The organism is Streptomyces sp. NPDC059828 (genome assembly GCF_042731955.1).
GTDB lineage: Bacteria > Actinomycetota > Actinomycetes > Streptomycetales > Streptomycetaceae > Streptomyces.
The window spans coordinates 214488-237242 of the sequence record NZ_JBHWIW010000003.1 but is presented as its reverse complement, the minus strand read 5'-3'; the positions used below and the strand labels follow the sequence as shown (position 1 = coordinate 237242).

Sequence of the window (22755 nt, the reverse complement as noted above, 5' to 3'; positions counted from 1 at the left end):
GACTCCCCCCTGGCTGAGCCAGGGGGGAGTCGTCGTAACGGTGTGAGGTCCGCCCGTCCGGACATGACCTCACCGGCCACGGGCCACCCGCACCCCCTGCCGGGGAGCGCTCATGCCCGCTCGTACACATCCAGCAGCGTGCCGAGGACCGCGTCCATCGAGAACGTCCCGTCGGTGAGCTTGCGGGCCGCGGCGGACGCGGTCCGGCGCGCGGACGGATCCAGCAGGTCGAGTACCGCCGGGGCGATCCCGTCCGGGCCGGTCACGACGCGACCGGCCCCGGAACGGTCCACATCGCGGGCGAGGCCGTTGGAGTCGGTCACCACGACCGGGGTCCCCACGGCCATCGCCTCCAGGACCGACATCGGAAACGGCTCGTCGACCGAGGGCAGTACATAGACGTGTGCCCGGCGCAGTTCCCCGGTCATCTGTGTCCCGGTGAGCGGCCCCGGGCAGCTCACCCTTCCCGCGAGTCCCAGCTCGTCGATCCGCTTCCGGACCGCGGCGAGTTCGCCCTCGTCGGGCCCGGCCACGACGAGGGTCGCATCCGGATACCGGGCGAGGATCGCGGGCGCCGCGTCCACCAGGTCGACGGGGCGCTTGCGGGCCTGCAGACGGGCCGCGTACAGGATGCGCGGGGGTCCCTGCGGAGCGGGTCCTTCGGGCTGTGCGGGCACGCCGTTGACCAGGCGGACGGCGCGGTCGAGCCCGGCCCCGCCCACCACCGCGTTCAGGTCCCGGAGCTCGCGGCTGGTGAGATGCAGCACCGCACGCGCGCCGTTCAGCACCCGGCGCACCGCGACCGCGTCGAGCAGCCGGGCCGACAGCCGCTCGCTCGGGTCCACCATGCCGTGTGTCTGGAGGATCAGGGGACGCCCGGCACGCAGCGCGGCGAGCGCCACCGGCAGGGTCACCAGGTCCCGGGCCAGATGCACATGGACGACATCGGCGCTCCGCACGAGGCGATGCGCGCCGGCCAGGAGCGAGGGCGAGGTCAGGCCGCTGAAGCCCAGCGGCAGGACCCTGCGCGCCTGGTACAGCCGGGCGGGCACATCCTCGATCTCCTCGGGCAGTGGGCTCGGGAAGCCGTCGGCGAGCGCGGTGAGACGCGCGTCGTGACCCCGTTCCCGAAGTCCCCGGCAGAGGTTGAGGGCGACGCGTACCGGGCCGCCGAAGGCGTGCGTGGGACTGTGAAGGGTGACCGCGTGCAGCACTCTCATGCCGGCTCCTCGACAGGCCTGCGCCGGTTGTCGGCAGTGTGCAGGGTCAGTTCCGGCAGGTCCTTGTGGAGTACCGCCCCGGCGCCGACGACTGCGCAGCGGCCGACCTTCGCCCCGGCCAGGACGGTGGCGCGGGTGGCGATCCAGGCGCCGTCGTCCACGGTGATCGGCGCGTTGCGGTACCGGAAGTCGGCAGCGCGGTGGTCATGGCTGCCGGTGCACAGCAGCGCCTCCTGCGACACGCACACATGGGCGCCGATGGTGACCGGCTCCAGGTTGAGGATCCACGCCCCCTCGCCGATCCAGGTGTGGTCGCCGACGGTCAGTTTCCACGGCCACAGCACGCGCACACGGTGCCGGATGAGCACTCCGGTCCCGATCTCGGCACCGAAGGCGCGCAGCAGCGCCGTCCTGACCCGCGCCGGTGTGAACCACGCCATGAAGACCGTGTTCATCACCGCGAACCACAGTGCCTGAACGATTCTGCTACGTCCCTTGTCGTATCCGGCCAGTGTGAAGGCCGGGAGATCACGCATCGATCCACCCCCCAACGGCGTCCTCCAGGACGCAACTTCGCCACACTGTAATAGCTGGGCGTTCATCCCAGGCAGGCCGTCAGTACACTGCGGCGGGGATCTCTATCGGGGGCGGGGGCGGGGCGCCATGACACAGCACACGGAGCGGAGCGCCGCAGCGGCGCCCTCCGCACCGGAGCCGGATGCGCAGGAGCACACCACGATGCCGCGGTTCTCGCCGCGCACACTGCTCTCTCGCGCGCTCTCGGTCCCGCTCGTGCTCGGGTTCTCGGTGTTCCTACCGCTGCTGGTGCTCGTCCAGCCGGGCACGGGCCTGTACGACACGGCGTTGTGGATGCAGCTGACGCTCACGGTGTACTCGGGGCTACGGCTGTCGGCGATGATCCTCACCAGCCGCCGCAAGCTGCTCGCGGGTTCGTTCTGGCTGTTCGTCTACATGGCGATGGGGGTGGCACCGCTCGTCCAGGCCGTGCTCGGCCGCACACCGACCCCGGTGGTGGGGGCGCGTACCGATCTGGCCGAGGCCGTCCTGCTCGTCCTGGTCGGCTGCGTCGCCTTCGACGTCGGCTCGCTGCTGGCCCGCCAGCGGCAGGGGCGTGCGCGGGACGGGAGTCCGCGCACGGCACTGGTGCACCGCCGCCGCCTGTATCTGCTGACGCTCGTCGCCTTCGTGGGCTCGGCCCTCCTCGTGGTGAAACTGGGCGGTCCCGCGGTCTTCTTCACCAGCCGCCAGGAGATCATCAGCAGCGTCCAGGACGCGGGGCTCTCCCAGGCGGACTCGCAGGCGGGCCAGGCCATCGTGCGCGGCTTCGGCACCGTGCCCGCGCTGATCGCCTGGCTGGCGTACACACGGTGGCTGGTCACCTCGCGGCACGCTCGCCGTTCCGTGATGATCATCGTCACCTGGCTGGCGCTGGCGGGGCTGAACGGGGTGGTCAACAACCCGATCTCCAACCCGCGGTTCTGGTTCCTGACCGTCCTCTTCTCGCTGCTGTTCACCGTCTTCCCGGTGAGTGCCGCGTTCTACCGGGTCGCGCTGAGCCTGGGCGTGATCGTGGCCCTGATCGTCTTCCCGTTCTCGGACCGGTTCCGCTACGACGACGACAACTACCGTCCGCTGGAGACCACGTCCCCTCTGGAACCGCTGACCATCAAGGACTACGACCAGGTCGGCATGTTCGCCAACACCATCACCTACGTGCGCTCCGGGCGCGGGCACACCTACGGCCGCCAGCTGACGGGTGCGGCGCTGTTCGCGGTGCCCCGGTCCATCTGGGCGGACAAGCCGATGGACACGGGTGTGCTGGTCGGCGAGTGGATGGGGACCACCAACACCAACCTCTCCTCGCCGGTGTGGGCCGAGCTCTGGATCGACTTCGGCCCCGCCGGTATGGCGGCGGGGTTCGTGGGCCTGGGGTACACGGCGGCGCGGGTCGACCGCCGGTGTGCGCGGCGGGCGGTGCGCCGGGCACCACCGGGCAGTCTGATCGCGCTGACGGTGCCGCTGGTCGCGGGATACTCCTTCATCCTGCTGCGCGGACCGCTGTTGCAGGCGTCGGGGCGCGTGGCGATCGCGGCATGCTGCATCGCACTGATCACCACGTTCCGGCAGGACCGGGCGGGCGGGCTGCGCTGATCGGTGACCGGGGGTGGCTGCCGGCTTTCAGCCGGCGGGGACCGCTGGAGCGGACGTGACCGCAGGCCGTTCCACGGCGGGCAGCCGCGCGACACGGGTCCAGGCCGCCACCGCCTTGAGCGCGGAGCCCGCGGCCAGCCCCCAGGCCGCGCCCAGGGCCGACCCGGTCAGCAGGTATCCGCCCAGCATGAGGACGACCGAGAGCAGCGAGAACAGCACCTGCACCGACAGGGTGGCGCGGGGGCTGAGCACCCGGAGCGTCACCAGGGCACAGGTGCCCAGGCCCATCACCGCGTACTGGGCGCCCGTGGCGGGCAGCAGCGCGGCCGCCGACTGCCATGTGTCGCCGAGGAGTCCGCGTCCCACGCCGTCGGGAAGGGCGTAGAGCACCAGTCCCCAGGCGAGGCCCACGCCACAGAGCAGCAGGCCGAGCACGGCCGCGGCGCGGGCGGTGGCCCGACGGCCGCCGAGACGGCCCAGCAGCGGCGGGCCGAACGCGTTGACCGAGTTGAACAGCACGTTCAGCGGGCCGAAGAGGGTGGTGGCACCGCGCAGCGCTCCGACCGCCAGCGGAGCCGCGAACAGTCCGAGGCCCAGCACGGCGAGTTGACTGGAGGCGTTGCCCACGGCGAATTCGACCACGAAGCGCTGTCCGAGGTGCCCGCGGCGCACATACGGCCGCAGGTCGGCCCGGGCGCCGCGCACGTGCGGCCACAGCAGTCGCAGGCCGATCAGCAGCGCGGGCACGGCCGACAGTCCCCAGACGGCCACGAGCAGACCCGGGGCGGTGTGCTGCGGCTGGAACAGCAGCGCGGGCACCACGCACAGCAGGCGCAGGCTGTCGGCGGCCAACGCGAGGCCGGGGCGCCGCAGGGTCGAGAACGCGTACCGGAGTGCGTCCTGGACCAGCACCAGTGGCAGTACGAGTCCCAGGGCGAGGAAGGCTCCGCCCGGTCCGGTCAAGCCCCCGCCGAGGGCGGCGGTCGCCGCGCCGGCCACGGCGAGCAGGGCGCCGGCCGCGGTGGCGGCCAGCGCGGTGAAGGAGACCGCGGACCGGCACGCGACCCCGGTGGCCGCCGCGCCTCCTCGGGTGAGGACCACGGCCTGGCCGACGTACGCCATGTTGAGGCCGAGCAGCACCGTGAAGGTCAGATAGACCATCGAGAAGACGGCGAACCCGTGGGCGGTGGAGACCCGGGCGGCGATCACCAGGACGGCGATGTTGGTGAGGCTGGACGCCGCCTGGTCGAGCACCGAGGCGACCACGGCCGCCGAACGCCGCGGTGCGGGCGCCGGGTCGGCAGACTCCGTCTGCGCGGGCGGCGGGCCGGTTGCCCCAGGCTGATCAGGTATCGGGTCGGACGCCCCGGGCTCGCCGCCGGGCGCGGTCACATGTCTCCCGAGCGTACGGTGCGCAGCGCCATCGTGCTGCTGGGATCGGCGTCCGGGTCGAGCTCCGGCTCGAGGCGGGCGCCGGGAGGCGGGACGGGACGGCCGGCCGGACTCCCGCCCTTGCGGCGCCGGTTGCCGGCGGGTGCGGCGGAATCGGCCGCACGCCGCGACTCGGTGTGCGTCACCGCGCCGAGCACGGTGCCGCCCGCGCCGACGATCAGCTCGCGGATGCGGACGAGGTCGGCCCGGTGCACGGTGCGCGGGTCGCAGACGATGAGCACACCGTCGACGCGGTCGACGAGCGCGAGGGCGTCCGCGTACGCGAGTACGGGCGGGGCCACGACCACGACGGTGGCATCGGGATCGTCGGCTTCGGCGATCAGCTGGGTGACCTGGGGGGAGGTCAGTGCGCGGGGGACGTTGCGCACGCGCTCACCGGGCACGAGGCCGAAGGCCCCGGACTCACCGGCGTCGACCACGAGGCGGCCACGGCCGGGCCACTCTCCGTCGGTGGGCTCGGCGTACCCGCCGCTACGGCTCCAGCGGGGTCGGGACGCGGCGGACACGTCGAGCCGTTCGGACAGGGACGGGGTGCGCAGATCGGCCTCGACGAGCAGCACGTTCTTTCCGGTCTCCGCGAAGGACGCGGCGAGGTTGACCGCCATGGCCACGCTCGACTCCATGGAGCCTCGCGGCGCGACGACGAGCACGCGCCTGCGGTCCGCGAACCGGTCGTCGTAGGCGAGCCGGAAGGCGATGGAGCGGTACTCCTCAGCCGCCCGGGAGTCCGTACGGCCGACCACCAGGGCACCGGCCGACCCGCGTGGCAGCGCGCCCAGCACGGGGCCGCGCACCGCACGGGCCACGTCCCCGGCCGAACGCGGCGCGGGGTCGAACACCAGCCGCACCCAGGCCCCGAGCAGTCCGAGGCCGACACCGACCAGGCCGCCCAGGCCGAGCGCCAGCGGCATGCCCGGGCCGTCGGAGGCGCCGGGCACGGTCGCGTCGCGGATCACGTTGCCGGGCGTCATGTCGAGCGCCTTCAGGCTGGTGATCTTGGAGCGGAGCTCGGTGATGCGGTTGAGCAGGTTGACCTGCAGTGCGTAGGCGGAGTCGGCGGCGGCGCCTTCGGGCAGCCTCTTGAGCCGGTCGGAGAGTTCGTCGTTCTGCTTGCCCAGGGGATTCAGCTGGTCCTGGAGGCCCTTGACGTTCGCCGCGCGGACCGATTCGTACTGCTCCTTGCGCAGGGCGATGTACGCCTGTGTCAGCGCGTTGGCGCGCTGCGACGCCGCCTCGGGATCGGAGGCGTTGTAGGTGAAGTGGAGCACGAGGGTCTGCGGCGGGGTGGTGACCTGGAGCCCGCCCTGGAGCTGTTCGACCTCGTCCTCGTCCATGCCCAGTTTCTTCGCGGCCCTCTCGGCGACCTTGCGGCTGAGCGCCGTCTGACGCTCGGACCCCATGTTGACCGCCTTGTCGATCGACAGGGCCGGGTTGAAGGGGTCACTGGAGGGGGCGCGCAGCACGACGTCAGTGGTGGCCGCGTAGCTGTCGGCGCCGGTGATACCGAGCCAGGCACCGGCCAGCAGCCCTACGCCGACGCCTCCTGCGATCAGCCAGCGATAGCGCAGCAGTTGGCGGAACTGCTCCCGCAGCTGCTCCGGCTCGTCCTCCGCCCGGATCGTGACGTGTGTCTGGCTCACCTTCCAGGGCCCCCCATAGCCTCATCGATCAGCGCGTCGATCCGCGCGAGACCCGCTTCCCGTGACAGATGAGCCGCCACATGACGCGGTCCCGCCGCCCCCAGCTCGTCCGCCATTCCCGGATCTCGGGCGAGTCTACGCACCGCGGACAGAAACTGATCCGGATCTTCTGGTTCCACGAGCATTCCGGCACCGGATCGCAACACCTCGCGGGCCGTTCCGCCTTCCGCGGCGACGGAGGCGACCACCGGACGGCCGGCCGCGAAGTAGGAGGTCAGCTTGGAGGGCACACTCATGTCGAGTACGGAGGCACGCTGGGTCACGGTGAGCACATCGGCCGCGGCGAGCACATCGGGGAAGTCCGCGTCGGGAACCGGAGGCAGGAATTCCAGGTTGGGCAGCCCCCCTGCCATCCGGGCGAGGTGCTCGCGCTGGTTGCCGTCGCCCATCAGCACGATCCGGGTCGCCGGATCGCGACGGGCCGCCTCGACCAGCACCTCAAGCCCCTGCTTGAGGCCCATGTTGCCCGAGTGCAGGACGACGGTCCGCTCCGGACCCCAGCCGAGACGCTCCCGGGTACGGGCACGTGGCCCCGACGGTGCCTGTATGTGCGACCAGTTGGGCACCAGCCGTATGCGTCCGGGGTCCACCCCCATGGCCCGTACGCGCTCGACGAACGTCTCATGGATGACACCGACGAGGGTCGCCCGCCGCAGCACCCAAGACTCTGCCCGCTCGGCCAGCTCGGCGGCACGGCCACCGCCGCCCTTGATCCCGGACTGCGCCGCGGCGGCGCCCATGAGGTCCTGGACGACGGGCACGTACGGGGCGCGGTGCCGGGCGGCGATCCGTGCGCCGAGCACTCCCCCGGCGAGGCTGGGCAGCTGGGCGAGCACCGCGTCGAGCCGGCCGGTCCTGGGCGGGGCGACAAGACCGTGGGCGAGTATCGAACCCTCGAACAAGCCTCGGCGCAGGGCGCTCTGCCGCGGGGGGACACTGTGCCGGCGTCGGTGCACCGTGACACTGGCTCGTCGCTCAGTGGTCCGCCACACCTTGCGGTAGGCGGGATCGAGCCGCCAGGACGGGTAGTGCGGAAGCCCGGCGAGCACGTGTGTGTCATGCCCGCGGCTCGCCCAGTGCTCGGCGATGCCGGTGGCGTACGGGCCGATGCCGGTGTGCTCGGGAGCGTAGTTGGTGGACACCAACAGCAGCCGCCGCCTGGTGTCCTCGTCGTTGGTCTGTGTCACTCGACGAAACCTTTCCCCCAGCCGCACCAGCGGCCTCCCCAGTGTGTTCACGTCTCACGGGACCCCCGAATCCCATGCGCTGCTCGAAAGTGAACCAGGACGCACCCAATTGTTCACTCTCCTTGCACCGAGCATGAACGCTATCGTCAAATTCTGCGCGCTCCTGTCAACAGATGCGCGCGGGGGGACACCATCGAACAAGGGGGGCATTTGTGCCATCGAGCAAGCGGTACCGCGTGGGCTACGCACCGGGCGCCTACGATCTCTTCCACATCGGGCACCTGAACATCCTGCGCCACGCCCGCGCCCAGTGCGACTACCTGGTGGCCGGGGTGGTCTCGGACGAGATGGCCGAACGGGCCAAGGGCAGGCGCCCGATGATCCCGCTGGTCGAACGACTGGAGATCGTCCGCAGCATCCAGTACGTGGACGCCGCGTTCGTCGAGACCGTGCCGGACAAGGTGGAGACGTGGAAGCAGGTCCGCTTCGACGTGCTCTTCAAGGGCGACGACTGGCGGGACACGCCGAAGGGACAGCGGCTGGAGCGGGACTTCGCCGCCGTGGGCGTGGACGTCGTCTACTTCCCGTACACCGTCCACACGTCGAGCACCCAGCTGCGACGCGCGCTCGACGCCCTCGACACACCGCGCCTCACCGAAGAACTGCGGACAGCTCCCGGAACCATTTAGCGAGGAAGGCCACGAGGAAGAGCGCGGCGGCGACGGCGAGCCCGGTGTAGACCCATCGGAAGGCGCCGCCGCCGAGCAGCAGGAAGACCAGGCAGAACACCCCGTGGTCCACGGGCAGCAACGCCACCGCCCGCACCGTGGACGGCCCGGCCCCCTGCCCCGGCCCCGCCTTGGGCTTGAGCTTCTCGGTGAGCAGCCCCCCGAAGAACGTGACGACGGCGGCGAGCTGGAAACCGAGCGGCACCAGCAGCCAGCCGTCGGCCGCGGTCCCGAAGTGCCCGGGGTGCCGGTAGAAGGCGATCAGCACCGCGGTGTGCAGCGCGGTGAGCTTGGCGCAGTCCACCACATGATCAAGCCACTCCCCCGCCGCGCTCCCCCCGCCGCGCAGCCGTGCCAGCTGCCCATCGGCCGAGTCGAACGCGAACCCGACCGCGAGGCCGAGCCACACCAGGAAACCCACCGCCCAGGTGGGCTGCGCGAACGCCACCACCAGAACCGCCGCGAAACTGAAGCCCGCACTGATCAAGGTGACCTGGTTGGGCGTGAGCCCCATCCGGTAGGCCCCGGCCGCGAGATACCTCCCCGCGGGCCGGTTCACGAACCGCGAGTACAGCGACACCCCTTTTGCACTCTTCTGCGCCGACTTCAGCCGTGTCAGCGCCGACGTATCCGTAACCGTGCTGCTCATCGATCCCCCCGGACCTCATGACCCCACCAGTGACTCCCCCGCCCCACATCATCACAGGTGGGGACCTGCAAAGACGAACCACCGGAAAACTGACCGGAAACCGGGGGTGACGCCGCACCCGGCTCGCGGCCGGGGTCCCCGCAGGCCGGGAGCAAGCGCGTACTTCCCCCAGACCGCCTCGACGGGACCGTCGGCACGCGGGTACCGGTCCCAGCGCCTGGCGAAGGCCGGCACTGCCGCCATTCGACCTTCACACCGGACCCGGCTTGGGCCCACGGTGGGCCCTGGGGCCCTTCTCTGGGCCCGGGGGCAGGCTTAGCGTGGCTGATGGGCTCCCGGGGGACGCACGCATGGCGTGTGGGCACCAGTCACGTTCACGTGCGCTCCCGAGAGGTTGGTGAGTCGCTTGTCGCGGCCCGGGCTCCACACGTCTACCAGCGACGTCACGCACACCGGTGTCCCGATGCCGTGCTCGAGCGACCGCAGCACAGGGCCGTCCCCGCTCAAGGCCGTACGCATTCTGCTGCATGTGCTGTTCGCGTTCACGGTGGTGGGCGCCTTGGGGGTGATCGGCTCAGCCGCCGCCGACGAGACGATGACTCCGGGGCTGTTCGGACTGGCGTTGTACGCAGCCGCGCCTGGCGTCCTGTCCTGGGTGCTCTTATGGCGCATCCCCAGGGGCGGCAGACGAGACTGGGGCGGTCTGGTCGGCTTACAGACATGGCTGGTCGCGGGCAGCCTGCTCAACCTCGCCGCCGGGTCGTTGCTGGGCCTGAGCCAGCTGATCCTGCCGGTGCTGACCCTGGCGTTCCTCACCAGGCCGGAGAGCCGGACATGGTTCGGAGTGCGGGTACGGGGACGGAACTGGCGCGAGCTTCGTGAAGCGCTCTCCCGCTTCTCCCTCGCGCGCATGCTCTTCCGGCGAGGCGAGCGGGGACAGACGGCCGTGGAGTACCTGGGCCTGATCATGATCGTCACGCTGATCGTCCTGGCCCTGGTGACCGGTGGCGTATCACGTCACGTCGCCGATGGGCTCCACAACGCGGTCTGCACCGTCACCGACTCGCCGTGTGAGACGGGCGGAACGGTCGGTGGGAACGGCGGGGGTACGGCGAGCACGGCCAACGGTGGTACCGATTCGGGTGGTTCGACCGGCGGCGCCGATGGAGGAACGGACGGAGGCTCGAACTCGGCCGGCACGGCTTCTGGCGGTACGAGTTCAGGAGGGGCCGATTCCGGTGGTGCTCCCTCGGGCGGCTCCACTTCCGCTGGCTCTGGTTCCGCTGGCTCTGGTTCCGGTGGTTCGACCGGCGGCGACAACGGTGGTGCGAGCGGCGGGTCGGCTTCGGGGGGCTCCGACGGCACCAGCTCCGGGGGTTCGACCAGCGGCGACACAGGTGGAGGTGACGGCGGCCACGACGGCGGGAGCACCGACGGCGGAACGACCTCCCGTGGCACGTCCGGCGGCGACGCTGGTGGGACGAGCGGCGGGTCGGACTCAGGCGGCTCCGGTGGTTCGACCGGCGGCGATACAGGTGGAAGCAACGGCGGCCACGACGGCGGCACCACCGGCGGCGGAACCAGCTCGGGAGGATCAACCGGAGCCGACAACGGCGGCACCACCTCTGGTGGCAATAGCGGCGGGTCGGACTCCGGGGGGTCGGATTCCGGCGGGTCGAGCGGCGGCAGCAGTTCCCACTCCGGTGGGTCCGGCAGCTCGTCCGGCGGCTCCCACTCAGGCGGCGGAAACAACGGCGGCACCTCGGGCGGCTCGAGTTCCGGCGGCGCCCATTCAGGCGGAAGCAACGGCGGCTCATCGGGCGGTTCATCGGGCGGAACCAACGGCGGCATCGACGGCGGCCTGATCGGTGGCCTCATCGGTGGCACGAGTTCCGGGGGCTCATCCGGCGGCAGCAATGGCGGCTCATCCAGCTCCGGCGGCAGCGGCAGCGGCAGCGGCAGCGGCAGCGGCAGCGGCAGCGGCGGTTCATCGGGCGGTAGGTCCGGAGGTTCCCACTCGGATGACCGGCCCAGCGCGGAGCCGACACCGCCCGACGACCCCGACCCCGAGGACTCCAAGGATCGCGAGCAGTCCGAGGCTGACAAGAACTGCGATGCCAACGGCCTCCACGCCAGTGGCTTCGGCTCCGGCGACCGGGTCGTCCTGGCCGTCGGCCCCGGCGATGGGGCTGGTGGCGCCGGCCTGGCGCAAACGCAGTCAGCTCTCGAGGCCCTGGCCGCCGCCGCCATGGCCGCCAGCAGTGCCATGGTCTCCGGCTTCGACGCCCTCCAGCAGGTCGGCAACGCCGCCGCCTGCTCGGATGCGACACAGCAGGACAACGACCACGACAAGGACAGCGACACCGACACCGACACCGACAAGGCGGACGGGCCCGAACCCAATCCTCATCCGGAGGTGGCGATCGACCCGGACGTGGACGTGGAGGACATTCAGGAGAGTATCGAGGGCAAGGGTCATGTGACCTGGCGTGACACTCGTGAACAGCTCTACCGCAATGACACCCGCCCGCCGAGCGTCATCTTCAACCAAGGCTTCGCGCCGTGGGATCCGAACAACCCCGACCTCGACAGCTATGTGAACCACAGCGAGAACTCCGCCTTCGTCGGCACCACCAACAATGTGGAGTTCGCGAGCAAGTGGGGTGCCAAGTACGTCTACGACATCGACGCGCCTGGCGGTATCGACATCAACAAGACGTTCGGCCCCGACAGTCCCTACTCCCACGAGGACGAAATCGCCTTCCCCGGCGGGATCAGTCCCGAATACATCAGGGGCGTCTGGGAGGTGAGGCCCGACGGATCCTTGGGGAAGTACATCAGCAACAAGAACTTCACGGGGTAGCCGGGAGGGCAGAGCAGTCGGCCGTGGCTCGGGTGCCCGCGCCGGGGTGGTGTGTGGCCGGGCAGCGGTCTGATCGAGGCAGCCCGCTCCGGCCGGGGCCCTGACACAAGGTGGGCGCCGTGTCATCGGCACCGGCGAGGCGGCCGCGCTTGGCGCGCACCCCCGCGCCCTGGTGCGTACCCGCGGTGCCACACCCTGATCCCGTCGCATGCCATGATGACTACCGAGCAGTAGCTTCACAGCCTGATGGAGGGCACTGGCATGGCCCGTGTGTTCGGTGTGAGCAGCAGCATCGTGGTCGACGTCCCGCCCGATGTCGCCTACCGGGCCGTAAGCCGTCCGGCCGACATGGGCCGTTGGAGTCCGGAGAATCTGGGCACGACGGTCGGGACGGAGGACGGACCCGCCGTGCTGGGCACGACGTTCGTCGGGCGCAACGAACGTGGACGGTTCCGCTGGGTCACACGGTGCACGGTCACGGCGGCCGATCCCGGCCGTCGCTTCGCGTTCCGCGTCCACGCCATCGGGCTCAACCGCCCGCTGCTGCCCGGCCCGATCGCCACCTGGGAGTACCGGTTCGAGTCGGCCGGTGATGCCACGCGGGTCACGGAGACCTGGACCGATGACCGGCGGGCGTGGCCCGCCTTCGTGGCCAATGCCTTCGACCGGGTCGTCACCGCAGGCAGTACCTTCGCTGACTTCCAGGCCCGCAACATCGATGCAACGCTGCGCAACCTCAAGCGGGAGCTGGAGACCCCTGCGGGGTGACCACACCCCGTGACCGCACCGCGCTGTCGACCTCCACGGAATGTGCCCGCTTCGCGGTCCGCTGGTGACCTGGTCAGGCAGGCAGCTTGAGCAGCATCAAGGCGTCATGGTCGGTTGGGGGAGCCCCCGTCGGGTTCGACAGTGAGTCCGATGGCGGTGGCGTTGGTGAGGTCGCCTTCGACGGCTACGGCCACCGGCGCGCTCGAGCAGTCCGGCCGGATGCACACCGGCGCGGAATACACCGTCAACGACACCTCCAACGTCGTCTGCGGCGACGTTCCCACCGCCAACGCCACCGTCCACATCGTCCTCATGCCCAAGCGGGGGTCGTTCGCCACGCCGCCCCGGGCACCCCACAGCGGCACGCCGTCGTGCACGAGCGGTGGGAAGCCGTTGCCGAACCGGGGCCCAGCGGAGGCCCGCCGCATCCACGGCGCCCTGCTCACCCGGATCACTACCGCGTGGAAGCCGCGTCCGGGGGGCCTGGCGAGCCGCTGGAGCGCGCGGCGGCGTCAAGGTACCCGCAGGCGGTCACCGGTCGCTGGACCCGGACTCAAAGATCGAGCACAAGTTGCACACATCCTCTCTACATACCGGTCTCGATGGTCTAGATTGATCGTGCTTCAGCTGTTCGAACACGAGTCGACCGTTAATGATCTAGTGGTCCGGCGCTACGGAAAGTCAGCAGTCGCGTCCCCGGCGCCAGTCGCGGGGGATCAATTCCTGGAGCCCGAGAAGGGGCCTTGGGTGCGGGGAGCACCCGGGGTTTCGACGGGTTCCAGCGCACCTCGAGAGCCTGGCAGGTCATGCGAGTCTGCTGCCGCCAGGGTGGGTTGTTCACGTAGCTCGGAAATACCCCGGATGTCGTGCGCCGGGGGACGGGATCCTTCCGCGGGGAGGAACAGCGCGGCGCGGGGAGCGGGGCCTCCCGGCGCCGAGGAACAGCGTCAAGCGAACACGTCGTACCACTGGGGACCTGGGGGGTTCTGTGCGGCAAGGGGGATTAGTCAGCCCGTTACCGTCAGCGCGCGGGCGACTGGCGAACGGGGCAATCAGTCAGCCCGCGATCGACTGGGAGCAGCGGTACCGCCGTACCGTGATCACGAGCGATATCGTGGCCACCGCTTTCGTGGTGGCGGCGATCGGCAACTTCTTCGGGGCCCGTGACGCGGCCAACTGGCACGAGAAATGGCGAATTCTCGCCTTCGGCACCGAGTTGCTGGTGCTGGGGGCGCTTGCGGTGAGCCGGTCGTGGGCTCCGGCCGTGCTCGGCCAGGGCGCCGAGGAATTCCGGCGGCTCGGACGCTCACTGTTCACGGCGACCGTCGTGCTGGCGCTCGGTGGGATCGCCCTCACCTCGCAGAACATCAAACTCTGGATCTTCGTCGCGATCCCCGCGATCGCGCTCGTCACCATGACCACGCGGTATCTGCTGCGCCTCTGGCTGTACAAACAGCGGAAGGAAGGCCGGTGCCTGCGACCGGTGCTCGCTGCGGGGAGCCCGGCCACCGTGGGCGATTTGATCACCCGGACCCGCAAGTCCCCCCACCTCGGCTGGCGGGTGGACGCGGTGTGCACAACGGACGGTCTCGGGCTCGACGATGACCGACTGGACGGAGTGCCGGTCGTCGGCCGGCTGGCGGATGTCGCCAACCACGTCCGCCGCGACGGCTACCGTGTCGTCGCGGTCACAGCGGACCCGCACTGGTCACCGGACCGGTTGCAGCGGCTGGCCTGGAACCTCGAGGGCAGCGACGCCGAGATGGTCGTGGCGCCCGTGCTGATGGAGGTGGCCGGCCCGCGACTGCACGTCGACGCGGTGCTCGGGATCCCGCTGCTGCGGGTCAGCATGCCGACCTTCACCGGAGGCCGCCGGGCGGTCAAAGCGGTCGTCGACCGGATGGGCGCGGCGATTCTGCTGATGCTCTTCGCGCCACTGATGGTGTTCGTCGGGCTGCTCGTGCTCGTGGACAGTCGGGGTGGGGCGTTCTACCGCCAGCGCAGGGTCGGCAAGGACGGCCGCGAGTTCACCATTCTCAAGTTCCGCACCATGGTCGCCGGGGCTGACGGGGCGCGTGCCGAGTTGGCCGACCGAAACGAGGGCGCCGGCCTGCTGTTCAAGCTCCGCAGGGATCCGCGGGTGACCCGGGTGGGAGCAGTGCTGCGCCGGTACTCGATCGACGAACTCCCTCAGCTCTTCAACGTGCTCACCGGATCGATGTCGCTCGTCGGTCCCCGGCCTCCGCTACCGGAGGAGTGCGCTGCGTACGGCCCGGACATCCGGCGGCGACTGCTGGTCAAGCCCGGACTCACCGGCCTGTGGCAGATCAGCGGACGCAGCGACCTGTCGTGGGAGGAGGCGGTCCGGCTGGACCTGCGGTACGTGGAGGACTGGTCACTCGCCCTGGACACAGTGATCTTGTGGAAGACGCTGCGTGCGGTGCTCCACGGACAGGGGGCCTACTGATGCGCGGGGGGGTGCGGCTCAACCGGCCGGCCGGCGTGCGGACCGCAGGCCGTGAGGGCCTGCCTCGGGAGGGGAACGGGTCATGAAGGTCAGCGTTTTCGGGCTCGGCTACGTGGGCTGTGTGTCGGCCGCGTGCCTGGCCAGCATGGGTCACGAGGTCATCGGGGTGGATGTGAACCAGGTGAAGGTCGACCTGGTCAACAACGGCAAGGCCCCCGTGGTCGAAGAGCGGATCGGCGAGCTCGTCGCCGAGGTCGTGCGGACGGGAGCGTTACGCGCTACCGGCGACGTCCGCGAGGCGGTCATGGACAGCGAGGTGTCGCTGGTCTGCGTGGGCACGCCGTCGGAGCCCAACGGCAGCCTGTGCACCACGTACTTGGAGCGGGTCACCGAGCAGATCGGCACCGTGCTGGCGGATCGCAGTGGGCGCAGTGGGCGGCACACCGTCGTGTTCCGCAGCACCATGCTGCCGGGCACCTGCCTGAACCTGCTGGTACCGATCCTGGAGAAGTACGTCGGCGGCACGGCCGGGGTGGATGTCGGGGTCGCGGTCAACCCGGAGTTCCTGCGCGAGGGCACGAGCGTGCGGGACTTCTTCGATCCGCCCAAGACCGTCATCGGCGAGCTCGACCCGGCGAGCGGCGACGTGGTGACGGCGCTGTACGACGGCTTGCCCAGCGAGGTGTTCCGGGTACCGGTCCCCACGGCCGAGGCGATCAAATACGCGGACAACGCGTTCCACGGCCTCAAGATCGGCTTCGCCAACGAGCTGGGCGCGGTGTGCCAGGCGCTCGGGGTGGACTCGCACCAGGTGATGGACGTGTTCCTGGCGGACCGCAAGCTGAACATCAGCCCCGCCTACCTGCGGCCCGGCTTCGCCTTCGGTGGCTCCTGCCTGCCCAAGGACCTGCGCAGCCTGGTCCACGCGGCACGGCGGGCCGACGTCTCGGTACCCATCCTCGCCCACGTGCTGCCCTCCAACTCCGACCATCTGCAGCGCGCGGTGGAGCTGGTCGAGCGCACTGGCAAGCGCCGGGCGGGCCTGTTCGGGTTGTCCTTCAAACCCGGCACCGACGACCTCCGCGAGAGCCCGCTCGTCGAGCTGGCGGAGAGGCTCTTCGGCAAGGGGTACGACCTGCGGATCTACGACGCCAACGTGAGCCTCTCCCGACTGCTCGGCGCGAACCGCGAGTACATCGAGACCCGGCTGCCCCACCTCGCGCAGCTGCTCGCGGATTCCGTCGACGAGGTGCTCGAGCACGCTGAGGTGTGCCTCGTCGGGACCAGGGATCCGGCCGTGCTGTCGGCGCTGCCCCGCGGCGGCGCCGACGGCCCGGTGATCGTCGACCTCATCCGCCTTCCCGACGCCGAGGCGCGCCGGGCCGAACCGGGGTACGTGGGCCTTGCTTGGTGACGCGACCAGCAGCGACCGGCCGAATCGGCGCGCGCTGATCCTGGTGGAGAACTTATCGGTGCCGTTCGACCGGCGGGTGTGGCAGGAGTGCACAACGCTGCGCGACGCGGGCTGGAAGGTGCACGTCATCTGTCCCCAGGGGAACAAACGGGACACGGAATCGGAAGCGGAGATCGACGGGGTGCGGATCCACCGCTACCCGTTGCGCGCGGCCACCGGAGGGCCGGCCGGCTATCTGCGGGAGTACGGATCGGCGTTGTGGCATACGGTCCGGCTGGCCCGGAAAGTCGGCCCGGTCGACGTGGTCCATGCCTGCAACCCGCCCGACCTGCTGTTCCTGCCGGCACTGTGGCTGAAGCGGCGCGGAGCGCGGTTCGTTTTCGACCAGCACGACCTGGTACCCGAGCTGTACCTCTCCCGGTTCGGCCGCGGCGAGGACCTGCTCTACCGCGCCGTGTGCGCGCTGGAACGGCTGACCTACCGGGCCGCGGACATCGTGCTCGCCACGAACGAGAGCTATCGCGACGTCGCGGTGCGCCGTGGCGGTCGGCGGCCGGCGGACGTCTTCGTGGTGCGCAGCGCACCCGACGTCGACCGGTTCCACCCCGTGCCGCCCGAGCCGGAGCTGAAGCGCGGCAAGCCTCATCTGCTGTGCTACCTCGGCGTCATGGGCCCGCAGGACGGAGTCGACTACGCCTTGCGGACCCTCGCGAAGCTGCGCGACGAGTTCGGGCGGACCGACTGGCATGCGGTGTTCGTCGGCGCCGGCGACACCTTCGACGCGATGGTGGAGCTGTCCCGGCGGCTCGGGCTCTCGGAGCAGGTGCAGTTCACCGGGCGCATTCCGGATGCCGACCTGGTGCGCTACCTGTCCACAGCGGACGTGTGCCTCTCCCCCGACCCGCGCAATCCGCTCAACGACGTGTCGACCATGAACAAGGTCCTGGAGTACATGGTGATGGGCCGGCCGATCGTCTCGTTCGACCTTCGGGAGGCGCGGGTCTCCGCCGGTGACGCCGCCGTCTACGCACCCGCCAACGACGAGGCCGAGTTCGCCAAGCTCATCGCGCTGCTGCTGGACGATCCGGAGAAGCGGGCCCGGATGGGCAAGATCGGCCAGGAGCGGATCAGCGGGCCGCTCTCCTGGCGGAACTCGCAAGCATCGCTGCTCGCCGCCTACGCCGCTGCCTGCCGAGACCACGCTCCGGCGTCCACGGGCACCCCGCACCGGGCGGGGAGGAGGCCGCGCCGTTGAGCGATGACACGATACGCCTGGTCACGATCGGGCGGATTATCCGTCGGCGCCGGCGGCTCCTCACCATCCTCGCCGTGGTGGGTGCGCTCTTCGGCTACGGCACCTCCTTGCTGTTCCCGCCGCGCTACACGACGTCCGCGTCGGTGCTGCTGCCGGGGGCGTGGGAGGAGCGCGAGCTGCTGACCCAGACGGAGATCGCGACCAGTTCGGTGGTGGTCGACCGTGCGGCCGCCACGCTCGGCTGGCCCGGGGTCAGCGGCAGCGAGCTGCAGACCCGGGTGAGCGCGAAGGCTTCCGACGGGAACATCATCAAGATCTCGGGCACGGCCGACACCCCGCGGCGCGCACAGCAGCTCGCCGACCAGGTGGCCCAGCAGTTCGTCACGTTCGCCGCGCGGATCGTGGACGCCGGCTCCGACCCCGAGGCGTCGGCGCAGCTGGAGGAACTGCAGCAGATGGTGGTGCAGACCAGCCGCCGGATCACCGAACTGGCCGACGCGGCCGATCCGGGGCAGACCGTGGAGAGCGTCCAGACCCGCACCGAGCTCGAAAAGCTGCGTACCTCGCTGCAGCAGGCCATTCACAAGCTGGACCAGGCCGACCCGGCCGCCGGCAAGGCCAGCATGGTCGTCATGGGACCGGCGGCCCGGCCGACCGGCGAGGCTCCGCCGACGAGAACGCAGCTCATCGCCGGCGGGGCACTGCTGTTCTTCCTGCTCGCGGTCATCGGCCATCTCACCGCCGCACGGATGAGCCGCCGGCTGCGGACCGAACCGGAGATCGCCGCGGCGCTGGGCGCGGCGCTGCTCGGCACCGTCGACGTACCGGGTGACCGGCGCGCACGCCGGCCGGAAGGCCGTGGCCCGCGGGCCCGGATCCGCCGGCTGCTCGGCGCCGACGTCAGGTGGGACATGCCGGCTCCGCGGACGTCCGGCGACGAGGCCGGCCGGCAGATCCGCTACCGGCGGATGTGCGCCCGCCTCCAGGACCGGTTGCCGGGCCCCCGGCGGCTGCTGGTCGTCGTCCCGGACGGCGACGACATCGCCCGCCGGGCCGCCGGACAGCTCGTCGCCGAGGCCGGGAACGGTCCTTCCGAGAGCTCGTCGGGCGGGGGGAACCTCGCGCTTCGGATGGTGGAGGTCCCCGTGTCCCGCCCGCTGGTTCCGGACCGCGGAGACGAGTCCGGTGCCCTGGTCGTGCTCAGCGCGGGCAGCTGGACCGCAGGGGAACTGACCGGCATCGCCGAGGCATGTGCGGACGCGAAGCAGGAGATCGTGGGCATCGTCCTCGCCGGTACGGTCCGGGACCGTCCGGCGCGCTCCGCCGGCCGTCCCCGGGATGCCGCCGTACGGGCGCACCCGTCCGGCGCCGACGCGACGGGGGGTTCGCAGTGACGACGCACACGAGTTCGGAGCCGCCGGCCGCCGCTCCGCTGCTGGACCTGCAGGCGCTGGTGGTGGCGGTGCGCAGGCGGCGCCGGCTCTGGTGCTCCCTGGCATTGTTCGGGCTCCTCGCCGGCGCGGCCGTGGCGGTCCTGCTGCCACCGCCGCCGACAGCGACGGCCAAAGTGCTGGTGGCGCATCAGGGGGACCAGCCGAACGACCCCGGAACGCTGATCCGCACCGACGTCGCGCTGCTGCACACCACGCGGATCGCCGGTGAGGCCCTGAAATCCCTCGGCTCCCCTGCGAAGCCGGAGGACTTCATGCAGGACTACGACGGGACCGGCCTGACCAACAACCTGCTGCAGATCACGGTGACAGGTGACAGCGACGCGGAGGCGGTGGTCCGCGGCAAGGCGCTGGCCGACGCGTTCGTCGCGGACCATGTGCGGCGGATAAAGCAGGCCGCGAACGCCGACTCCAAGGCCCTGCTCGACCAGCGTGACCGTATGCGGGACGAACTCGCCAAGGTCAACAAGGCGATCGGGGACAAACTGAAGGAAGCGGGGCCGAGCGCGTCGGCCGACCGGCAGTCGCTCTACGCCCGCCGGGCCGAACTCACCTCGCGGATCACCGACTTCGGCCAGCGCGCCGCGGAAGCACGCGTCGGTACGCCCCAGCTCATCGCCGGCACCCAGATCGTGGACGCACCGCGCGCGGTGCGCTACTCGCTGCCCAGGACCGCCGCCACCGACGCCGTGATCGGGCTGGTCCTCGGGCTCGTCCTCGGGCTCGCGGTGGCCGCGGTCGGCGCGGTGGTCGCCGACCGCCCCGTGCTGCGCCGGGAGATCGCGGCGAACCTCGGCGCCTCGGTCATCGCCGAGCTGCCCCGCCGGCCGCCGTGGCTGTGGGGGCGCCGACGGATCCGGGCGGCACGGAAACGGCTCACCACGACCCTGGCCCGCACCGTGCGCGGCTCCGCGGATCCGGTGTCGCTGCTGGAACTGGGCTGTGCCCGCAGCGCCAGCGTGATCGCCCTGGATCTCGGCAGGGCACTGGCGGCCGAGGGGCCGGTGGCCGTCATCGACGGTCTGCCCGGCACACAGCTCTCGGGCCGCAAGCCGAAGCCGGGAGATCCGCCGGTGGTCGGCGGCGAGCGTGCCGCGGACGTGTCGCATCAGGAACACCGGCTGGGCGTCGGCTCGGTGGCGCCCGGTTCGGCATGGTCCGACCTGCAGTACCTCGGCACTCAGACCGTGCTCGTCGTGCGTGCCGGGCACGCGAGTGCGGCGTGGCTGCACACCGTGGCGCGGCAGCTCGCGGACCAGCACATCCCGGTGATCGGTGTGGTGCTGATCGACCCCGATCCGCGCGACCGGACCGACGGCACCCTGTGGGACGGGCTGCATACCGCGCTGCGCGGCCACAGCGAACGGATGGCCCGGGAGAGCGGCACGGGCCGCCGGCGACGGGCGGAGCAGACACCGGTACGGACGGCACGCGTCCCGGACACCGACCAGGAGGCGCGCTAGACATGTGTGGCATCGCAGGTACGTACCGGTGGCCGGACGGGAAGGCCGTGGCCGACCGGCTCACCGACACCCTCGCCCACCGCGGTCCGGACGGGGCGGGCCGGTACAGCCATGCCGTCGGTGACGGCGAAGTGCATCTCGGGCACCGCCGGCTGGCCATCATCGACCTGTCGGAGACCGGCGCCCAGCCGATGGTGTCCGACGGCCTCGTCCTGACGTACAACGGCGAGCTGTACAACGCGCCCGAGCTGCGCGCCGAGCTGGCGGCCGCCGGGGTGCGCTTCCGCGGTACCTCCGACACCGAGGTGCTCCTGGAGGCCTGGCGGCGCTGGGGCACCGGCTGCCTGCCGCGGCTGCGCGGCATGTTCGCGTTCGGGATCTTCGACGAGCGGACGGGTGAACTGGTGCTCGCCCGCGACCAGCTCGGCATCAAGCCGCTGTTCCTGCTCCGGCGCGGCGAGGGTCTGGTGTTCGCCTCCGAACTCAAGGCGCTCGCCGCCGTGACCGGCGGCTCGCTGGAGGTGGACCATGCGGCGCTGGTGGCCTCACTGCTGTACTACTGGGTGCCGGACTCCCGGTGCGCGTTCCGCGAGGCGGAGAAGCTGCCGCCGGGGAGCTGGCTGCGGTACCGGCCCGACGGCCGGGTGGAGCGCGGCCGGTTCTGGCACCTCAAGGAGGTCGCCGCCGAGGGCCGGGAGCGGATCCGCAGCGGCGAGCGGCCGGACCTGACCGCCGTCGTCGAGGAGTCGACCCGGCGGCACATGCTCTCCGACGTCCCGGTGGCCACCTTCCTTTCCGGCGGTCTCGACTCCAGCTATCTGACCGCGCTCGCGGCCCGCCACCAGCCCGGGATCTCCGCCTACACGATCGGGTTCCGCGCCGAGGACGCCAGGTTCGAGGCGATGCCGGACGACCTGCGCTATGCCCGGCAGGTGGCCGAGCGGTTCGGCGTCGATCTGCGGGAGATCGAGATCGCTCCGGACGTGCTCGACCTGCTGCCGCGGATGACATACGACCTGGACGAGCCGATCGGCGACCCCGCCGCGATCAACACGTTCCTGATCTGCTCGGCCGCCCGGGAGGCCGGGGTGAAGGTGATGCTCTCGGGGATGGGCGCCGACGAGCTGTTCGCCGGGTACCGCAAGCATCTGGCCAACCTGATCGCGCTGCGCTACCAGCGCGTCCCGCGGCCCCTGCGGCGCGGCCTGTCCGCGGCCGTGGACCGGCTGCCGGTCGCGACGAGCCGCCGCGGGTACCGGTCGGTGCGCTTCGCGAAGCGGTTCCTCTCCTTCGCCGGTCTGCCGGAGGAAACCGCGTTCCGGCGCAGTTACACCATGTACGACCAGGCCGAGCTGCTCGCCCTGGTCGATCCGGACCTGGCCGGGACGGTCGAGGACGTGCTGACCGAGCACACGGAGATCTACCAGGACAACGACCTCGACGACTTCGTCAACCGCATGTGCCTGGGCGACGCCCGGATGTTCCTGCCGGGCCTGAACCTCGCCTACACGGACCGGTCGAGCATGGCCGCGTCGACCGAGGTGCGGGTGCCGTACGTCGATGTCGAGGTGGTCAAGGCGGCGTTCACCGTGCCCGGTGATCGCAAGATCGTCGGACGGCAGGGCAAGGCCGTCCTCAAGGAGGCGGCCACTACGGTCCTGCCCCGGGAGATCGTGTACCGGCCCAAGGGCCTGTTCAGCGCCCCGCTGCGGGCCTGGATGAGCCGGGATCTGGCACCGCTGGTACGCGAGGTGGTCAACGACGGCTTGCTCGTCAACTCCGGGTTCCTGCGTCGCGAGGCGCTGGCGCGCATGGTCGCCGAGGACGCCGCCGGACAGCGGGACTTCTCCAAGCATCTGTGGCATGTGCTGACGCTCGAGTACTGGTACCGCGGCGCGACCTCCGGGTCCGGCCGGAACGCTCGCTCGGCGGCGTAGAAGACGGATCGGAAACAAGGGGACTTCGG

The 22755-nt window shown here is 71.0% G+C and carries 16 protein-coding genes and 1 pseudogene; 11 read left to right on the top strand and 6 right to left on the bottom strand.

The window, feature by feature from the left end:
- Positions 1 to 110: 110 nt before the first annotated feature.
- Together ACFV6V_RS03320 and ACFV6V_RS03315 are read right to left on the bottom strand one after the other, a co-directional pair.
- The gene (locus ACFV6V_RS03320; protein ID WP_385558347.1) at positions 111 to 1220 is read right to left on the bottom strand and encodes a glycosyltransferase; all 1110 of its coding nucleotides are present in this window, start codon (positions 1218 to 1220) and stop codon (positions 111 to 113) included.
- Complete coding sequence (locus tag ACFV6V_RS03315; RefSeq protein WP_361281752.1) at positions 1217 to 1756, bottom strand: WcaF family extracellular polysaccharide biosynthesis acetyltransferase; 540 nt, start codon at positions 1754 to 1756, stop codon at positions 1217 to 1219. Before ACFV6V_RS03315 ends, ACFV6V_RS03320 begins: the two co-directional genes overlap by 4 nt.
- A gap of 127 nt (positions 1757 to 1883) precedes the next feature.
- Between ACFV6V_RS03315 and ACFV6V_RS03310 the strand changes: the two genes are divergently transcribed.
- Complete coding sequence (locus ACFV6V_RS03310) at positions 1884 to 3392, top strand: hypothetical protein (RefSeq protein WP_385558343.1); 1509 nt, start codon at positions 1884 to 1886, stop codon at positions 3390 to 3392.
- 27 nt (positions 3393 to 3419) lie between these two features.
- On the opposite strand, the gene ACFV6V_RS03305 is transcribed toward ACFV6V_RS03310, so the two are convergent.
- The 3 genes from ACFV6V_RS03305 to ACFV6V_RS03295 are packed head-to-tail and all read right to left on the bottom strand — an operon-like array spanning position 3420 to position 7689.
- Entirely contained in the window at positions 3420 to 4784 is a 1365-nt protein-coding gene (locus tag ACFV6V_RS03305; protein WP_385558340.1) for a hypothetical protein, read from the bottom strand.
- Positions 4781 to 6484 carry a lipopolysaccharide biosynthesis protein gene (locus tag ACFV6V_RS03300; RefSeq protein WP_385558337.1) on the bottom strand — a complete coding sequence of 568 codons (1704 nt, stop codon included), beginning with the start codon at positions 6482 to 6484 and terminating at the stop codon, positions 4781 to 4783. Before ACFV6V_RS03300 ends, ACFV6V_RS03305 begins: the two co-directional genes overlap by 4 nt.
- On the bottom strand, positions 6481 to 7689 hold the full coding sequence (locus ACFV6V_RS03295; protein WP_385558363.1) for a glycosyltransferase: 1209 nt from the start codon (positions 7687 to 7689) through the stop codon (positions 6481 to 6483). The genes ACFV6V_RS03300 and ACFV6V_RS03295 overlap by 4 nt, the downstream gene beginning before the upstream one ends.
- Positions 7690 to 7943: 254 nt before the next feature.
- On the opposite strand from ACFV6V_RS03295, the gene ACFV6V_RS03290 reads away from it, so the two are divergent.
- Positions 7944 to 8420 carry an adenylyltransferase/cytidyltransferase family protein gene (locus tag ACFV6V_RS03290; protein ID WP_385558335.1) on the top strand — a complete coding sequence of 159 codons (477 nt, stop codon included), beginning with the start codon at positions 7944 to 7946 and terminating at the stop codon, positions 8418 to 8420.
- Here the strand turns inward: ACFV6V_RS03290 and ACFV6V_RS03285 are convergent.
- Positions 8383 to 9108, bottom strand: a complete 726-nt coding sequence (locus ACFV6V_RS03285) for a CDP-alcohol phosphatidyltransferase family protein (RefSeq protein ID WP_385558332.1) — start codon at positions 9106 to 9108, stop codon at positions 8383 to 8385. The two genes, ACFV6V_RS03290 and ACFV6V_RS03285, sit on opposite strands and share 38 nt — an antisense overlap.
- Positions 9109 to 9571: 463 nt before the next feature.
- Between ACFV6V_RS03285 and ACFV6V_RS03280 the strand changes: the two genes are divergently transcribed.
- The 9 genes and pseudogenes from ACFV6V_RS03280 to asnB all read left to right on the top strand — a co-directional run bounded on the left by ACFV6V_RS03280 (position 9572) and on the right by asnB (position 22726).
- Positions 9572 to 11971, top strand: a complete 2400-nt coding sequence (locus tag ACFV6V_RS03280; protein ID WP_385558329.1) for a hypothetical protein — start codon at positions 9572 to 9574, stop codon at positions 11969 to 11971.
- Positions 11972 to 12232: 261 nt separating this feature from the next.
- Positions 12233 to 12739, top strand: a complete 507-nt coding sequence (locus tag ACFV6V_RS03275) for an SRPBCC family protein (RefSeq protein ID WP_385558326.1) — start codon at positions 12233 to 12235, stop codon at positions 12737 to 12739.
- A gap of 225 nt (positions 12740 to 12964) precedes the next feature.
- Positions 12965 to 13063: pseudogene (locus ACFV6V_RS03270) on the top strand (fasciclin domain-containing protein); the annotation flags it as partial.
- Between the two features lie 664 nt (positions 13064 to 13727).
- Positions 13728 to 15206, top strand: coding sequence for a sugar transferase (locus tag ACFV6V_RS03265; protein ID WP_385558323.1), 1479 nt, complete (start codon positions 13728 to 13730; stop codon positions 15204 to 15206).
- Between the two features lie 82 nt (positions 15207 to 15288).
- Positions 15289 to 16620, top strand: a complete 1332-nt coding sequence (locus ACFV6V_RS03260) for a nucleotide sugar dehydrogenase (protein ID WP_385558320.1) — start codon at positions 15289 to 15291, stop codon at positions 16618 to 16620.
- Positions 16610 to 17875 carry a glycosyltransferase family 4 protein gene (locus tag ACFV6V_RS03255; protein ID WP_385558317.1) on the top strand — a complete coding sequence of 422 codons (1266 nt, stop codon included), beginning with the start codon at positions 16610 to 16612 and terminating at the stop codon, positions 17873 to 17875. Before ACFV6V_RS03260 ends, ACFV6V_RS03255 begins: the two co-directional genes overlap by 11 nt.
- A complete protein-coding gene (locus ACFV6V_RS03250) occupies positions 17872 to 19269 on the top strand; it encodes a Wzz/FepE/Etk N-terminal domain-containing protein (protein ID WP_385558314.1) in 1398 nt (465 codons plus the stop codon). Before ACFV6V_RS03255 ends, ACFV6V_RS03250 begins: the two co-directional genes overlap by 4 nt.
- The gene (locus ACFV6V_RS03245; protein WP_385558311.1) at positions 19266 to 20789 is read left to right on the top strand and encodes a Wzz/FepE/Etk N-terminal domain-containing protein; all 1524 of its coding nucleotides are present in this window, start codon (positions 19266 to 19268) and stop codon (positions 20787 to 20789) included. Before ACFV6V_RS03250 ends, ACFV6V_RS03245 begins: the two co-directional genes overlap by 4 nt.
- A gap of 2 nt (positions 20790 to 20791) precedes the next feature.
- Positions 20792 to 22726, top strand: a complete 1935-nt coding sequence (asnB, locus tag ACFV6V_RS03240) for an asparagine synthase (glutamine-hydrolyzing) (RefSeq protein WP_385558307.1) — start codon at positions 20792 to 20794, stop codon at positions 22724 to 22726.
- The last annotated feature ends 29 nt before the right edge of the window (positions 22727 to 22755 follow it).

Bases quoted from the DNA above. Each gene is read 5' to 3' on its own strand.
- ACFV6V_RS03320 (WP_385558347.1), bottom strand. From the start codon at position 1,220: ATGAGAGTGCTGCACGCGGTCACCCTTCACAGTCCCACGCACGCCTTC.
- ACFV6V_RS03315 (WP_361281752.1), bottom strand. From the start codon at position 1,756: ATGCGTGATCTCCCGGCCTTCACACTGGCCGGATACGACAAGGGACGT.
- ACFV6V_RS03310 (WP_385558343.1), top strand. From the start codon at position 1,884: ATGACACAGCACACGGAGCGGAGCGCCGCAGCGGCGCCCTCCGCACCG.
- ACFV6V_RS03285 (WP_385558332.1), bottom strand. From the start codon at position 9,108: ATGAGCAGCACGGTTACGGATACGTCGGCGCTGACACGGCTGAAGTCG.
- ACFV6V_RS03280 (WP_385558329.1), top strand. From the start codon at position 9,572: ATGCCGTGCTCGAGCGACCGCAGCACAGGGCCGTCCCCGCTCAAGGCC.
- ACFV6V_RS03275 (WP_385558326.1), top strand. From the start codon at position 12,233: ATGGCCCGTGTGTTCGGTGTGAGCAGCAGCATCGTGGTCGACGTCCCG.
- ACFV6V_RS03260 (WP_385558320.1), top strand. From the start codon at position 15,289: ATGAAGGTCAGCGTTTTCGGGCTCGGCTACGTGGGCTGTGTGTCGGCC.
- asnB (WP_385558307.1), top strand. From the start codon at position 20,792: ATGTGTGGCATCGCAGGTACGTACCGGTGGCCGGACGGGAAGGCCGTG.